Origin of the sequence: Acidipropionibacterium thoenii DSM 20276 (genome assembly GCF_000423445.1) — a bacterium.
Classification (GTDB): Bacteria; Actinomycetota; Actinomycetes; order Propionibacteriales; family Propionibacteriaceae; genus Acidipropionibacterium; species Acidipropionibacterium thoenii.
Genome location: NZ_AUHZ01000027.1, coordinates 1 through 14,909 on the forward strand (window position 1 = coordinate 1; position 14,909 = coordinate 14,909).

Annotated in this window: 13 protein-coding genes and 1 pseudogene; 8 read left to right on the top strand and 6 right to left on the bottom strand. The window is 65.1% G+C overall.

Translation table 11 applies throughout. The annotated features are described in order from the left end of the window. A partial coding sequence (locus G554_RS15540; protein WP_036925218.1) for an ATP-binding cassette domain-containing protein occupies window positions 1-575 on the bottom strand: 575 nt, incomplete at its 3' end. Window positions 576-1,379: 804 nt separating this feature from the next. On the opposite strand from G554_RS15540, the gene G554_RS15545 reads away from it, so the two are divergent. After that, window positions 1,380-2,279 (top strand): transposase, encoded by a 900-nt coding sequence (locus G554_RS15545; RefSeq protein ID WP_051232771.1) that lies wholly within the window; start codon window positions 1,380-1,382, stop codon window positions 2,277-2,279. Continuing rightward, window positions 2,273-2,596: a transposase gene (locus G554_RS18690; RefSeq protein ID WP_036925220.1), complete on the top strand. Its 324-nt coding sequence runs from the start codon at window positions 2,273-2,275 to the stop codon at window positions 2,594-2,596. Before G554_RS15545 ends, G554_RS18690 begins: the two co-directional genes overlap by 7 nt. Window positions 2,597-2,780: 184 nt before the next feature. Here the strand turns inward: G554_RS18690 and G554_RS0108620 are convergent, their stop codons facing one another. Together G554_RS0108620 and G554_RS17280 are read right to left on the bottom strand one after the other, a co-directional pair. Next, window positions 2,781-3,395, bottom strand: a complete 615-nt coding sequence (locus tag G554_RS0108620) for a hypothetical protein (protein ID WP_027587591.1) — start codon at window positions 3,393-3,395, stop codon at window positions 2,781-2,783. Window positions 3,396-4,174: 779 nt separating this feature from the next. After that, window positions 4,175-4,843, bottom strand: coding sequence for a phospholipase A2 (locus tag G554_RS17280; protein WP_084648432.1), 669 nt, complete (start codon window positions 4,841-4,843; stop codon window positions 4,175-4,177). Between the two features lie 876 nt (window positions 4,844-5,719). Between G554_RS17280 and G554_RS15555 the strand changes: the two genes are divergently transcribed. Then, complete coding sequence (locus G554_RS15555; RefSeq protein ID WP_051232772.1) at window positions 5,720-6,358, top strand: response regulator transcription factor; 639 nt, start codon at window positions 5,720-5,722, stop codon at window positions 6,356-6,358. On the opposite strand, the gene G554_RS0108640 is transcribed toward G554_RS15555, so the two are convergent. Next, entirely contained in the window at window positions 6,329-7,438 is a 1,110-nt protein-coding gene (locus tag G554_RS0108640; protein WP_245570008.1) for a sensor histidine kinase, read from the bottom strand. The two genes, G554_RS15555 and G554_RS0108640, sit on opposite strands and share 30 nt — an antisense overlap. Before the next feature lie 360 nt (window positions 7,439-7,798). Between G554_RS0108640 and G554_RS15560 the strand changes: the two genes are divergently transcribed. Continuing rightward, window positions 7,799-8,446 carry a response regulator gene (locus G554_RS15560; RefSeq protein ID WP_051232776.1) on the top strand — a complete coding sequence of 216 codons (648 nt, stop codon included), beginning with the start codon at window positions 7,799-7,801 and terminating at the stop codon, window positions 8,444-8,446. On the opposite strand, the gene G554_RS0108655 is transcribed toward G554_RS15560, so the two are convergent. Next, a complete protein-coding gene (locus tag G554_RS0108655) occupies window positions 8,408-9,541 on the bottom strand; it encodes a sensor histidine kinase (protein ID WP_027587594.1) in 1,134 nt (377 codons plus the stop codon). The genes G554_RS15560 and G554_RS0108655 overlap by 39 nt on opposite strands. A 375-nt stretch (window positions 9,542-9,916) precedes the next feature. Here G554_RS0108655 and G554_RS0108660 point away from each other — a divergent pair, with 375 nt between their 5' ends. The 4 genes from G554_RS0108660 (at window position 9,917) to G554_RS16790 (ending at window position 14,479) form a co-directional block, all read left to right on the top strand. Next, window positions 9,917-10,591 (top strand): ABC transporter ATP-binding protein, encoded by a 675-nt coding sequence (locus tag G554_RS0108660; protein WP_245570009.1) that lies wholly within the window; start codon window positions 9,917-9,919, stop codon window positions 10,589-10,591. A 199-nt stretch (window positions 10,592-10,790) separates the two neighbouring features. After that, complete coding sequence (locus tag G554_RS17675; protein ID WP_154654239.1) at window positions 10,791-11,327, top strand: hypothetical protein; 537 nt, start codon at window positions 10,791-10,793, stop codon at window positions 11,325-11,327. A gap of 64 nt (window positions 11,328-11,391) precedes the next feature. Further along, window positions 11,392-12,729, top strand: a complete 1,338-nt coding sequence (locus G554_RS0108670) for an ISL3 family transposase (protein WP_211220449.1) — start codon at window positions 11,392-11,394, stop codon at window positions 12,727-12,729. 46 nt (window positions 12,730-12,775) lie between these two features. Then, window positions 12,776-14,479: a hypothetical protein gene (locus G554_RS16790; protein ID WP_051232780.1), complete on the top strand. Its 1,704-nt coding sequence runs from the start codon at window positions 12,776-12,778 to the stop codon at window positions 14,477-14,479. Between the two features lie 68 nt (window positions 14,480-14,547). Here G554_RS16790 and G554_RS17840 read toward each other — a convergent pair. Continuing rightward, window positions 14,548-14,909: pseudogene (locus G554_RS17840) on the bottom strand (hypothetical protein); the annotation flags it as partial.

Consider the following 14,909-nt stretch of genomic DNA (forward strand, 5'->3'; position numbering starts at 1 on the left):
TCCAGGACGTCCTCGACGATGTGGGTCGACACGATGGTGATCGCCTCGGCCGAGACGCGTTGCAGGACCGAGGACAGCGCCTCCCGTTGGGCGACGTCCAGCCCTGCCGAGGGTTCGTCGAGGATCACCAGTGAGGGCCGGCCCACCAGCGCCGAACCGATGCCGACCCGCCGGCGCATCCCTCCGGACAGGGCGGAGATCCGGTCGTCGGCACGCTCGGCCAGATCCACCAGCTCAATGACCCGGTCCACCTCGGACGGGACCCGGGAGTCGGGGATACGGTGCAACCAGCACATGTAGGCCAGGTGCTCGCGAACGGTGAATCGGGACCTGCCGAGGTTCTCCTGGGGGCAGTAGCCAAGATGGGCTCGGATCTCGGTTCCGCTGCGTCCGTCCAGCTCAACGGTTCCCGAAACCGTCGGCTGGAGGGTGGCGATCGCGCGCAGCAGTGAGGACTTCCCCGCGCCGTTGGGGCCCAGCAGCGCGTGGAAGCCCTCATCAAGCCGCCAGGACACCGCGTCGACGGCGACCCTCTTCCGGTATCTCACCGTCAGTCCGTCGACCGCGAGTCTCATGGGGTTCCCTTCTTCGCCCTGAGGGCAGTGAATTCCAAGGATTGAGGATATCAGTTCTATCGACTCACTTGGTCTCGAACGAGATGGACCTCGGTTGACCAACAAGACAGTGAACCGACACCATTACCTTGGGCTTGGCCCAGACTGAAGTTTTGTCTGGAGCGTTGTTGCAGTCAAGTCGGATTCGGAACTGGCCGCTTCCAGTCTTGCAGGTACCGATGACGTCGCGATTGCTTCTTGTGTACGTGCAACCACCAGGAACGGCCATGGCAGATGGGGCGGCTGCCAATGATGCGCCAAATGCAGCCGCGGTCGCCAGTGCGATCGTTCCACTTCGCAGGAGGGTCTTCTTCATCGAGCGGGCCTTTCTAATCAGTCAGAGGATATTCTCCGAATGGGTTTGAGTGCTCGAGCTTGGGTTCGATCTTGGTGGAAGGTGAGGTGCTCACGCAAGCGTTTCCGCGAAGGTCTACCCGATCGGGTAGCAGGTGTACCCGATCGGGTAGGGGCGTCCGGCACGCCTTCCCCACGTTCGCCACCAAGGTCCTGAGGGGTTCGGGCCGAAGTGTAGAGACGGGGATCTTGATGCCGAGGGCCGGGGCTGGCATCAGTGCGATTCGCCATCAGTGGCTCAGGGCGCAGGTCAGCTCGTGGGCGAGTTTCGCGGGGGTCGGAGAGCTAGGTGTGTGGGTCAGTAATCGGTGAGTCGTTCGGGTGGGTCCGGGCGCCGGGCTGTTGGGAATGGGGTGGCAGGCGGGCGCCGTTTCAGCCTCCCAAGGGGCTCTGGTCAGGTAAAATACTGCCATGGACGATGGCGGACCGGGCTTGTTCGACCTGACCGGCGACATGAGTGCCCCGATGTCGGGCCAGGCCCGTCAGGCCCCGGCGGGGCGCTGCAAGGTGTTCAGGGACTACGACCCGGGTGCCGGGTTCCTCCTGCCACCCAGTCTGGACGAGTGGCTGCCCGCCGATGACGAGGCCCGGTTCATCGGCGAGGTCGTCGACGGCATGCTGGACCTGTCAGGGATCCACGCCTCCTACGAGAAGTTGCGGGGCGCACCGCCTTATGATCCGGCGATGATGCTGAAGGTCCTGATCTACGCCTACTCCAACGGCATCACGAGTTCCCGGGGGATCGAGCGGGCCTGCCGCCGTGACATCGCGTTCCGGTGGCTGACGGCCAACCAGACCCCCGACTACCGGTCCCTGGCCCGGTTCCGCCGCCGGCACCTGGAGGTGATGGCCGGCCTGTTCACCCAGGTCCTGGCGATCTGCGCGCGCGCCGGGCTGGTCAGCCTGGGCCGGGTGGCCCTGGACGGCACGAAACTGTCAGCGAACGCCTCACGGCACAAGGCCATGAGTTACGGGCGCATGGAGGCTGCGATCGCCGGGCTCCAGGACCAGGTCGACGCGATGCTGGCGGACGCGGAGGCCACCGATACCGCCGAGGACGCCCGCCCACCCGAACCGCGGACCCCCGGCCGGCTGGCGGACCAGCAGCGCCGGCTGGCCGCGCTGCGGGCGGTGCCCGAGCCCAGGGCCCAGCGCAACTTCACTGACCCGGACGCCCGGATCATGAAGACCGCCGCCGGCGGGTTCGGCTACTGCTACAACGGGCAGGCGGTCGTCGACCAGACCGCCCAGGTCATCGTGGCCGCCGAGGTCACCACCGACGCCGGGGACGTGGGCCAGCCACCGTGCTGATCGCCACCGTGCGGGAACGCAAGGGAGAGGTGTTCACCGGGCCCGGCGAGGCCCTGCCCGTTGATGCGAGCCTGCGGGAGCAGATGGCCCACCGGCTGCGCCAGCCCGCAGGCCACGCCGGCTATGCCCGGCGTAAGGCCATCGTCGAGCCCGTGTTCGGGCAGATGAAGACCCGCCAGCATGCCGGCCAGCTCCGGTTGCGGGGCCTGGCCGGGGCCAAGGGCGAGTGGCTTCTCCACGCGATCTGCCACAACCTGCGCAAACTCCGCGTCCACACCGACTGGCAGACCGGAAACCCGATGATCGCCGGGGACTGAAAGGCCCCTCCCCGGGACCCCACAGCCCCCGAAGGGGCACCCACCAGCCCGCCCAGGCACCCACCCGCCAGCCCGAGGACAGGCACCCGGACCCACCAGAAGCAATCACCGTGCCCCACACTCCACCACGCACCCCGGACCCGCCACTACCGCGAGCCCACCAACCCATTACAGACCCACACACCTAGGTCCAGGAGTTCCATGGTTGGACAATGGGGGGCCGACCCGGTGCCCCGGCGCGGAGTGGGGAGGCCAGGGGCGCCCGGTCCGCGGAGAGCCAGATGGTGATGTCGAGGCGGGGGTCCGCCCAGGCATGGAGCCAGTTGAGCTGCTCCGAGGTGTGGGAATCGGGTTGGAGGGGGATGCTCTCGTCGTTGGGCTGGCGCTGTCTTTCCGCCTCCCACCAGATTCTGGCGTAACGGTCCCGGAGATTTGCGTCGGGGGTGAGCAGCTGGGCAGCGAACTGACAGAGTTCGTATGGGTAGGGGTCGTCGTCGAGGTGTGCGGCCAGTTCCTCGAGTGTTTCGGATGGTTGGGCGGGTTGGACAGCGCCTTCGGCGACAGTGAGGTCGATGTCGTGGGCCAACCCGATGGCGGGATCGATGAGGATGGCGCGGTCGGCCTTGCCCGAGCAGGTGAGAGCTGCTGCGGGGCCGGAGCCGAATCCGAGGCCTCCCATGCCTATGGCGGCGTCCCAGTGTGCGGTGTGGGTGGTGAGATCGGGAAGAACCTGGCCAGCCTGCATGACCCCGATTTCCCTGTGGAGGGTGGCGGCGGGCCAGACCTGGGTGTTGGCCATGTGTTGAGCTACGGGCCCGCATGTGCGGGCCCCGAACTGTGGGTCGAGAAGTAGATGAGTCATGTCATAGCTTGACCTCCGTCTGGAGGTCGACCGGCTACACGGTGACAGAACCCCGGCCTCCCTGTGGTTCTGAACTCTAGGACCGGTCCCCGATCATCCCCAAGGCCGATCACTGATGGGCGATGTACCTGCGCAGCTTCGGCATCGAGTACACGCTCCGGTGATGCACGCAGACCTTGGGGTGGACCCGGCCCGTGTCGCGTGACTCCGCTGCAGCCGGCCGATGGACATGGCTCGTGGTGGCAGACCGGCTCGTGGGCTCGTCGCCGTTCGTCGCCTGCCCTGACAGTGCCACTCGTCACCTCGCGCAAGTTGTGGAGAATATGCGGTTCAGCATTGACCCGACGGCAGGAATTACAATACCAATTCCAAGCGGAATTAGGAATATGTCCAGTATGCCATTGGTCTCCCGCGCAAAATACAGAAACTCAAGCAATAGCACCGAAAGTCCAGCTGTAAGGTATATCCAACACAGCCTTAACGATGTTCGATTTACTACGGGTCTCAGGATAAGGCCAACAACTCCGCATAAGGCGTATAGCACGAACGAGAATAGAGGTTGGTTTGACTTATCCGTCAATACTCCAACTAGTCCCGCCAGAAGTGCTATAGCGAGCTCAAAGGTGGGATAGCGGGAAAGGTTGAGAAATAGGCGTCTTACCGTCATGAATGTAGCCTCCTTAGATAAGTTTCATATTTGTTCAAGATAGCTCTACTTAAGGGTTCTTCCTTTCGACAGCCGAATAATACACGTTCGCCGCCGCTTTGCAGGCCGTAACACCGTACGCTAGACCGTTGCAGACCCTATATAGGTTATTCTTGAAGGCTACGTTACATGCATGATGCTTCTGGCCGCGCTTTAGAGCTTCGTAACACATGTCGTGTCGCGCACAGGCGCCGCGGAAGTCAGCATTTCCCAGATAGTCAGGCGACAGAGTGCAGTAGTCATGAAGACTGCCTCTGTTTGGGTCATATATGTAGTTTGATGGGATAGTTACTCCATTGTTCTCCCGCTGTGGGGTGACGGAATAGGCATTCTTCCTCCCGTCGTCGTCTATGAGGGTATCGCCGATATTTCTCTGGGCAAGATATATCCCAGAACCGTTGGAGGGAACAACGACTTTAAGATGTAGGTCGTTGCCGCTAGGTGACAGGATTCTCACATCCTCACCGACGACCCCATATTTAAACGACACGGACATCCCCGCTTGATCAGGGAGAGTGTATATCTCATCACTTGTGTTGGTCGATCTACTGGACGAGGATGTATTAGGACGCCCCTCAATAGGAGCGGCTTCTGCTCTTGTAGTCATCCCGGTTGAGAATGTCAGGAGCAGGAAGACGAGGGCTAGTGCTAGAAGGATTCTTTTTCGAGAGAAAGTCATGAACTTACCCTTCAATCGGTGGCCAGTACGATATGGAATTCAAGGCCTTTGGAAAGTTGTCTAGTATTTTATGATCGGAATCGTGCTCCTTGCCAGAACAGAGGCCACATGGATTCTAGAGACCGTTGGCTGGAAGAAGTGCGACACCTTTGACGGGACGCGCGACGCGTTCGAAATATTCATCCAATGACACTCCTTCTCATCGGCTATGAGAACACTCCCTATGCGCGCTCGAGCCTCGCGGCGCCAGAGCGGAGGTCGAGGACTCTCGGGCCTATGTTTGTATCCCGTGTGCGGTGTGGGTGGAGGGATTGGGTAAAACTGACCACTCTTGGTGATGCCGATATCGGTGTGGAGCGTGAGGTGGGCTAAGCCTGGGGGTCAAGAAGTAGATGAGTCATGTCATAGACACCGTTTGCATCTCACTGCGCACTCGTGCAACCCCGGGCCCCACAAGGCTGTCAATTGTCACGGACTGGGGAGGACATGAACCTCGTTCCAGGCACGGATATCGAACCCCTGACGACACCGAAGAGCACACTGAATGCCAGTGATCCCGCCAGCGCCATGAATGTGTCCCATCGGCCAATGATCCATGTGATGAGCATCACCACGAGACATGCGGAGTAGGCCAGAGAGAAGTTCATGAGGAACCGCTTGAACCAGGAATGGGGATTTATGATCTCTTTCACGTCGTGCCCCTCTTCTGCGAGTGGGTGTGCAGGCATGAGCTTGGATCCGATGATGCTGAACGGTCAGGTACCCGCGCAAGCGTTTCGGGGAAGGACTACCCGATCGGGTAGCAGGTGTACCCGATCGGGTAGGGGTAGTCGGCTCCCGCCCGCGGAGTACACGTGTGAGGTCTATGCTCGGGCTGTGGGCACGGAGATGATCGGGGTCGGGATCTGCGACGACAGCACCGAGGTGCGCAGCCAGCTCGCGGCCTATGTGGCCACCGGCGCCGATCTGACGGTGCGCGGGATGTACGCCTGCGGGCCCGCCGCGATCGCTGGGGTCGGGCGCGACGGCGTCGACGTGCTGCTGCTCGACGTGCGGATGCCGAAGATGACCGGGCCGGCTGTCGCGACCGAGCTGGCGTCGTCGGGCAGCGGATGCAAGGTGCTCTACATCACCTCCTACCCTGAGGAGGTGCCGGTGCGCGGGGCGCTGCGCAGCACGGTGCTCGGGGCGCTCAGCAAGGATCTGAGCCCCGAGAATCTGGTCTCGGCGATCCGCCTGGTGGCCTCCGGCATCTCGCTGCTCGGCCCCGAGTTCATCGGGCAGCGCACGGCTTCCGGCCCGGACCTGGTGGCGCGGGTGGCCAAGGATTCCCGCGACCTGGAGGTGCTCGCCATGGTGCGCCAGGGGGCCAGCAACCCCGAGATTGCGGCGGCATGCTCCATCTCGGTGTCGCGGGTCAAGCAGATCATCGCGACGATGTGCCGTCGTGCCGGGGTGGCCAGCCGCACCGAGCTGGCGTGGTTCTCAGGTGATGCGGCCGACGACGGGCACTGACACCTCGACCGACCAGTAGCCGTCCGACAGGCGGGTCTCCAGGGTGCCGCCGATGGCCTCGGCGCGTTCCCGCATGCCGACCACCCCCAGCCCGTCCTCACGGTAGGGGGCGGTCGTGGCGTTGCGGAAGGCCACCGCGATGCGCCGGTCGGAGGCGCTGACGCTCGCCTCGGCGGGCTCGCAGGGGTCGCCGTGGTGCTCGATGTTGTTGAGGGCTTCGCGGGTGATGCGTCCCAGGGCGTCGGAGATGGCCGGGGCGATGGCGTCGACGTCACCATCGGTGTAGATCTCCAGGCCGAAACCGGCGGTGGCCAGGCGTTCGTTGCCGCTCTGGAGCTCGCGGGAGAAGGATGCGGCGGCCGACGACGGTTCGCCTACCCTCATGAGGGCCATGAGGTTGTGCAGGTAGGTGGCGGTGCGGCTGCCCCTGGTGGCGATGTCGGCCAGGGCCCGGGCGGGGTCGGCGGCCGGGTCGCCTCGGGTCAGGGCCATCTGTGCGGCGGTGGCCTGGGTGACGATGGCCGACAGATCGTGGGTGACGTTGTCGTGCAGCTCGGCGGCGATCTCGCGGCGCAGGGCCTCGGCCCGGCCCTCCAGCTCGTGGCGCTCCGACAGCACGGCGCTGCGGCGGGCCCAGCCGATGAGCCAGGGCAGGGCGTAGACGCCGAGCCACAGCAGGACGGCCTGGGCCGCCTGGCCGGTGGTTGTGGTGTTGCGCAGCGACATCCATACCGACACCGCGTATCCCCAGGCCGACGTCAGCGCCGCCTCCCAGAACTGGCTGCGCGAGACGCATGAGAGCACGACGATCAGCGGCGCGTAGAGCGGGAAGCTGATGGCGGCGTCAGGAAGCAGGAATAGCTGCCCCGCCAGGCCGAGGCAGGTCAGCAGGACGCCGGTGCGCGGGTGCCACGCGGCGACGGCCAGCCCCAGGCAGGTGACGAAGGAGACGGGCAGCGCGAGAACCGGATCACCTGCGCGCATGCCGACCAGCCACATGAGGAAGAGCAGCGCGGCGAGCCCCACCTCCAGCGAGCCATTGCCGAGGAGTCGGCGCACACGTGTGGTGCGAGTCGTCATGGCAATGATCGTAGATGGGGGGCGGACCGAAGCCTCGAACGGGTTCACGCAGCGAGCATCCAGGCCGCCGGGGTGAAAGTGATCAGCGCACGGTCCTCTGGCAGGTGGGCCACCACGGGAAGACCGTGCAGAAACCGTCGGGCCGGGATGCACTCAGCGAGACAGGCAGGACGCCGGCCATCAGGACGGCGACAATGGTGGTAGCTGTGATTCGGTGGAGGCGGGTCTTCATCGGTGATCTCCAGGTCTTTCCATGAGGGCGCGCTGCCTCCATGTACACGACTGAGATTCTATCGTCGGCCCGGCCATGAGGGCGGCACTCGAGGGCGACGACGTCCGTGAGGCCCCTATGATTCGGCCATGACGATTCGGGCGGTGCGGGTGGGGCTGTGTGACGACAGCGCGGAGGCGCGCCGGCTGCTGGTGACCTACCTGTCCGCCAGTGAGGATCTGGCGGTCTGCGGTTCCTACGATTCGGGCCCCGACGCGATCGAGGGGGTGGCCCGTGACGGGATCGAGGTGCTGCTTCTGGACGTGCGCATGCCGGGCATGACCGGCCCGGAGGTGGCCGCGGAGCTGGCGGCGTCGGGAAGCAGCTGCAAGGCGATCTACCTCACCTCCTATCCCGAGGAGGTGCCGGTGCGCGGGGCGCTGCGCAGCACGGTGCGGGGCGCACTGGTCAAGGACGTCGCCCCTGAGAACCTGATGAGGGCGATCCTGCTCGTCGCCGATGGCGTCTCGCTTCTCGGTGAGGCGTTCGAGCGCCTGGGGGAGGCGCGGGAGGAATCGCCGGGTGACGGTTGGACGGGCGGGCCCAGGGAGCAGGAGGTGCTCAGATTGGTCCGTGCCGGTGCGACCAATGCGCAGATCGCCGCGGAACTGGGCATGTCGGCGTCCTGGGTGAAGCAGGCGATCTCGAAACTGTGCCGGCGCGCCCACGTGAGGACCCGCGCCGGGCTGGCGGCCTTCTCAGGGCCTGTTCCCGTGCCGGACAGCGAGGGGAACTGACACCTCGAGCGTCCAGTGCCCGTCCACCGGGCCGGCCTGCAGTGTGCCCCCGATGATCTCGGCGCGTTCGCGCATTCCGGCGATCCCGAAGTGGTCCCCGCTGTAGGGCTCGGTCGTGGCATTGGTGAACGTCAGGGCGAGGGTGCCGGCGGTGTTCCGGATGCTCGCCCGGCAGGGTTCGCGGCGATCCCCGTGGCGGATGACGTTGTTGATGGCTTCGCGGACGATGCCGCCCAGAGCGTCGGAGACGTCGGGTTCCAGCGTGTTCGTATCGAGGCCGGGATCGGCTTGGAACCCGAAGCCGGCGTCGGCGAGCCTGACCGAACCCTCCCGCAGTTCCTGGGTCAGGGAGGTCGGCGGAGACGGCCGCCCGGCCTGCAGCATTCTCATGAGGGTGTCGACGTTGCGGCGGGTCTGCCGGCTCGTGTCCGCGATCCTGGCCAGGGCGGCCCAGGGGTCGCCGTGGGGATCCACCCGCGTGGCCTCGGCGGCCATGGTGATGAGGGTCAGGTTGTGGTTCACCTTGTCGTGCAGGTCGCCCGCCAGGAGGCGACGCCGCTCGTCGGTCTGCGAGGCGATCTCGGCCTCGCGCGCCAGCAGCCGCGCCTGGGAACGGCTCAGCTCCGTGAGCTGCACTCGGCGAAACGCCAGGCCGAGCAGCCAGGGAAAGGCGTAGAAACCGGCCCACAGGAGGAGGGCCTGGGCGTCCTGGGCGAGGGTGGCGGTGCGACGCAGCGACACGAACACCGAGACGGCGTATCCCCAGGCCGTGGTCACCGCGGCGGCCCGGAACCCGTCGTGCCAGGCGCAGGACAGCACGACGACCAAGGGGGCGTAGAGGCCGAGGGTGAGGCTGTCGGGAGGCAGCGTCGCCATCACGGCCAGGGATGCGCACACGACGGTGGCACCGGCCCGGGGGAACCAGGCGGTGATCGCGGCGCCCACACAGGCGGTGCACTCGACGACGAGGACAGTGGTCGAGTCGAGACGGGCCTCGAATGCAATAGCGGTCATGGCGAGCAGGAGGACGGCGAGCCCGGTCTCGGTGAGGCCGCGATTGAGGAACCGGCGAAGCCGACCCTTCCAGACGTCCATGGCAGTGATCGTAGAGCGGGGGCGCCACGCCGCGCAGGGTGCCGGCCTGATCCGCCCGGCATGGTCGCGACGGATCCGGGAGCGTTCGTCCTGCTGCGCACCCGCTCTCGTGCGTGATGCGGCCGATTTGTCGACAATTGCCCGATCGGGCAATTTTGTGCCCGATCGGGCAGACTTTTCTCTGTTCTCTGTACAAGGGGTTTCTGTGAGGCTAGCGTGACAGTCACGTTCGCGGATGTCAGCTGTACCGACCGACCAGAAGGATCTGTTATGAGAATCAAGACTTTCATCGTTGAGACGGCAGACAGATCATGCTGACTATTCGCGCTGCGTTCCGATCATTGTGGCGTTCCATCGGCTGATGGGAGAGGTGTGGTGGATGAACGCGTCGAAGTGAGATCCGTCGTTCGCCAGTACGCCACGAAATCGGGAACTGTTCGTGCGGTCGACGGGGCGGATCTTCGAGCCGATGCTGGCGAGATGATTGCCCTACTTGGGGCCAGCGGATCGGGAAAGACCACGCTGCTCAATATCATCGCAGGGCTGGACGTTCCTGACTCCGGATCCGTCATGGTGCACGGCATTGCCCTCAACGGGCTCTCGGAGAAAGAGCGCGCTCGAATCCGCTTGGAGCATATCGCCATCGTGTTCCAGGACGACAATCTCATCGTCGAATTCACTGCTCGGGAGAACATCACGATTCCACTGCTGGCGAGGGAGATGAGCCTCCGCGAGGCGGCCCGCCGCGCGGATGGCGCTCTTGACGAACTCGGGATCGGTGAGCTCGGCGACCGTCTTCCGGCTGACATGTCCGGAGGGCAGCGCCAGCGCGTCGGCATAGCCCGCGCCCTGGCCGGTGAGCAGTCCGTCCTGCTCGCCGATGAGCCCACAGGGGCGTTGGACAGCGGAGCGTCCCGCGCGCTGTTCGAACGGCTGGCCGGTCTTGCTCACGACCACGACGTGTGCGTCCTCGTCGCCACTCATGACCCGCTGTGCTCCGAGTACGCCGACAGGATCGTGAACGTCCGCGATGGCAGGATCCTGGAATGAGGGTTCCCCTTCGGTTGGCGATCCTGTGGACCAGAAACAAGAGGCGCAGAGTCACATCTGTTCTTATCGGTGCGTCGACGGCATGTCTGGTGATGCTCTACATCATCCTCAACGCGTTCGCGCTGAGTGGGGCTCAGACAGCAGACAAGGTGATGGCCAATCTGACTATCAGATCGGTGTTCCCGGCACGGCTCCAGGGATGGCCTCAACCGTCGAGTCTCGTGCCCTACACGATCTTGAAAAAGCGGGTGCGCACAACGTGGGCACGCAGGTGCAATCGTCAGATCTGACTGTTGATGGTGCGCGGACGACCGGCCTGGCCACGGGGTTGCAGACCATTGTCGAATACAGCGAGGTGGCCCGCGGCATGTCGGGCGGTCGCATGATTGTGCGATCAGGCCGCGTCCCAAGAACCAGCTCAGAGGTTGCATTCTCAAAGGCTCTGGACAAAAAACTTGGTCACCCGACCCGAATATCGGTGTTCTCCGGGGCGAGGCAACTCGATGTTGTCGGCATCTTCGTGGATCCGTATGAAACCGATCTTCTGGGGGTCTATGGCGGCCCCAATCTGTGGCAGTCTTTGCCGTCGTCAATAAGGGGGTCATTCCCTCAGAGTTCGTCCAGTGTCATGGTGTCGTGGGATACGCTGCCGATTCCCGACGGCGCATCTGTATTGTGGCTCTTCATACCTGCGGTGGGTGGGGGGCCGACACGCCGAGTGAGGCTGGTCTGCTGAAGTAGGGGTCGGGGCCCTCAGGATCAGGAGTTACCAAGCTTCTTATCCACCGAGGACCCCGACTGTGTCTGAGCCTACGACGTGTGCTGCGCGCTGCCACCATGACGACGCCTACTGCGACAACTGTGACCGTCTGGTCGGCTTGCCCGGCGTGCACGTCATCGGAGTGGACCGACGACCTGCCGGGCTGGTGGTCAAGGTCGAGTCCCCACCAGCGGTGATGGGCTGCCCGACCTGCGGGGTGATGGCCCGCAGCCATGGCCGACGGACGGTCACCTTGGTCGACATCCCCTGCTTCGGCGCCCCGACACGCGTGCGTTGGCGCAAACGCACGTGGACGTGTCCCGAGCCGTCCTGTCCCGTAGGGGTGTTCACCGAGCAGGACGAACAGATCGCCAACCCGAGGGCGATGCTGACCACCCGGGCGTGCCGCTGGGCGACCGAGCAGGTTCGACGCGAGCACGCCAGCATCGCCGGGCTGGCTCGGCAGTTGGCCACCACGTGGCGGACCGTGTGGACCAGCATCGAGCCGATCCTGCAGCGTGCCGCCGCCGATGAGTCCCGGTTCGCCGGCGTGACCACGCTTGGGGTGGATGAGCACCTGTGGCACCACGTGAGCCCCCGCCAGCGTGGCCCCAAGGAGCTCACCGGCATGGTCGACCTCACTCGTGACAAGGACGGACGCGTCCACGCCCGGCTGCTCGACCTGGTGCCGGGACGTTCGGGCACCGTGTACAAGACGTGGCTCGACCAGCGCGGCAAGACGTTCAAGCAACGGGTGGAAGTCGCCACCCTGGACCCGTTCCGCGGCTACAAGAACGCCATCGACGACAAGCTCGCCGACGCCACCGCCGTCCTTGATGCGTTTCATGTGGTCGCCCTGGCCGGCCGGGCCGTCGATGAGGTCCGCCGCCGCGTGCAGCAGGAGATCCACGGCCACCGGGGTCGTTCCGGCGACCCGCTCTACGGGATCCGCAACATCCTGCGTTGCGCGGCCGAACGGCTCACAGACAAGCAACACGCCCGCCTCACCACGGCGATCGCCGCCGATGAACGCCACGACGCCGTCCACGTCGCCTGGCAGTGCGCCCAACGGGTTCGAGCCGCCTACGCCCACCCCGACCCAGCCAAGGGCCGCCAGCTTGCCGAGCAAGTCGTCGACGGCTTCCCCTCCTGCCCCATCCCCGAGATCGCCCGACTCGGCCGCACCCTCAGACAGTGGAAGGACGCGTTCCTGGCCTACTTCGACACCGGCCGCGCCAGCAACGGCGGCACCGAGGCCGTGAACGGGCTCATCGAGCTCCATCGTCGCATCGCCAGAGGCTTCCGCAACCGAGAGAACTACCGACTACGCATGCTCCTCATCGGCGGCGGACTCACCCTCGACCCACCGCAGGTATGAAGAGCCTGTATTGTCGAGGATATCTGGCATCCCTGCTGATTCTTTGATGAATGGCTCGAACAGCAGATCATTCTATCTGTCCGCTTCACAGCGTTCCCTTACGCAGAGAACTCCCGGCCTGTTCACATATCCGTCCCTGGGGCTGATGGCTTTGGCCGGGATCGTCATGGTGGGCATGCTCATGCCGGTGTTCCGGGCGGAGTCCGGTGCGATCACAAAGCTTGGTGTAGCCAGGCTGCCCATTCTTCTCGGTGTTCTTTCTGCGATCGCGATGCTTGTGGTGTCGGCGGTCGTGCTCGGCTTTCTGGGCGGCGTCATGCTCGGATGGTTGGCGCGCCTGTGGGTGATACCGCATCTTCTGACTCAACCCATGTCGCCGTTCCCACCATTGGGAGGAGTGTTGCTGCGCCTGTGTGTGGCCGCGCTCGCGTCCGCGCTCATGTCCGCGGCCGTCATGTCCATGCCGCGACGAGGGCACCGGGCCGCGAGGCGTGCCAGGAGGTGGACGAGGAGTTGGCGGCGCGCGGTGGCCGTTGGCGCGGTGGCGTGGTGCCTCTACCGGCTTGCAGTGGTGCACTCGATCGAGGATGCGCTCGTCCTGGGCATCGTGATGACACTCGCTGCCCTGCTGATCCTCCCCGATGCCGTGCAGCTGGTGCTGCGGATGCCCCTTCCACCCAGCGTGAACGGAACCATCGCACACCGTCTGGCCCGCGCACAGGCCGCCAGAGTGACAACAGTCGCCATGTTGCTGTGCGGATGCCTGGCCCTGCCGTGCTCGCTGACGGTACTGGTGAGTTCGGTGCAGGTGTCGAACGCCGCTCAGGCTCTGGTGCCGTCGGGGCAGCTCGTCCTTCAGGATCCGAGCGGTGAGGCCCCTTCCGCCGCCATGGTGCGAGCTGTCGAGAAGAAGTCGGGGGTGCGCGGGCCGGTGACGGTGGAGAGCATCCACGGCATGGTGGACGGATCGGCGAGCAACTGCTTCGGGGTCATGGTGGTCTCCAGTATCGACGATCTGGCACGGTTGAACGACGCTCCGATAGATGGGGCGGCCGCCAAGACGCTCAAGGCGGGAGGCGTCCTGGATATCAGCGGCGCGACCTCGAATCTCACCCTTGTGCCCGACAAGGGACGGCCAACAACACTTCCGACGGCTCACATGGAGTTCCGGCCGGCATGGGCCCAGAAGTATGCCGCAGCAATGCTGGCCTCCACCGCGGCAGCGATGAAGTTGGATCTTGGGAAGGATGCCTACGTCTACACCGGTGTCACGGATCGCCAGATCACCCTCACCAAGAGCGCGGTGTTCTCGGCCGGGGGTGATCCACGCGTCGTGAACTATCACGTCGACCCCGAGCCGCCGCCGATCCCGTGGGAGTGGTGGCTCGCAGTCGGGGCACTGTCGGTCATCGCCCTGCTCGCGACCTTCGTCTCCACCCGCGCCCTGGGGGCCGACCTGCGCCAGCATTCTGCGCAGTTCCTCGCCATCGGGCTTCCTCCTGCCACCGGTCGGTGGGTGCTCGCCAGTCAGCTCGGGGTGCTCACCTTCACTGTTGTTCCGCTGACGATCGCTGTCGGGATTCTTCCCACGGCGTTGGTGGCGGCGGTGAACAAGGGTTTGGAGTTGAGCGTGCCGACCGGTGTCATGGCGCTGGCTGCTGGTGTGCTCGTCGGTGCGGTTGCGATCTCAGGAGCTGGCGCGATGGTTGGGGTGACGGCCAAGGAGAGGACGGTGGACGCGCTGGTGTGAGGGAGCCGTTGATCGACAGGGTGGCCGATGCCCGATCCGCGCCATCGAGTGGTGATGACGGGGGAGGCTCAGCCGCGGCACTTCTGCAGCGCTGCCAGGGTCTTGCCCATGGTCGGCGTCTGGACGTACTGGTAGACCCCGAAGAGTTTCTGCAGGTCCAGCAGGTCGGTGCCGGCGCACCAGGCCTGGGTGGAGTAGGTGAGCGAGTCGCCTGCCGCCGACCCCAGAGCTGTGGGCGGGGTGAGACCGCGTCCCGGAGCGGCCCCGAGGTCCGGCGGGTGCTCCAGGCCCATGGGGTGCATGCCGCCGCCCATGGTGCCTGTGGTGGTCAGGTGTATCAGCCGGGGTAGTGCCTCGGGGTGGGCGGACTGGTCGTAGATCTGCGAGACGGTGGTGACGGCAGCCGGCAGGTATCCCTTGTCGGGTGCGG

Coding starts and splice junctions, on each gene's coding strand:
- G554_RS15545 (WP_051232771.1), top strand. CDS start 1,380: ATGGACGATGGCGGACCGGGCTTGTTCGACCTGACCGGCGACATGAGT.
- G554_RS0108620 (WP_027587591.1), bottom strand. CDS start 3,395: ATGGCCAACACCCAGGTCTGGCCCGCCGCCACCCTCCACAGGGAAATC.
- G554_RS17280 (WP_084648432.1), bottom strand. CDS start 4,843: ATGACTTTCTCTCGAAAAAGAATCCTTCTAGCACTAGCCCTCGTCTTC.
- G554_RS0108640 (WP_245570008.1), bottom strand. CDS start 7,438: ATGACGACTCGCACCACACGTGTGCGCCGACTCCTCGGCAATGGCTCG.
- G554_RS15560 (WP_051232776.1), top strand. CDS start 7,799: ATGACGATTCGGGCGGTGCGGGTGGGGCTGTGTGACGACAGCGCGGAG.
- G554_RS0108655 (WP_027587594.1), bottom strand. CDS start 9,541: ATGGACGTCTGGAAGGGTCGGCTTCGCCGGTTCCTCAATCGCGGCCTC.
- G554_RS17675 (WP_154654239.1), top strand. CDS start 10,791: ATGGCCTCAACCGTCGAGTCTCGTGCCCTACACGATCTTGAAAAAGCG.
- G554_RS16790 (WP_051232780.1), top strand. CDS start 12,776: ATGAATGGCTCGAACAGCAGATCATTCTATCTGTCCGCTTCACAGCGT.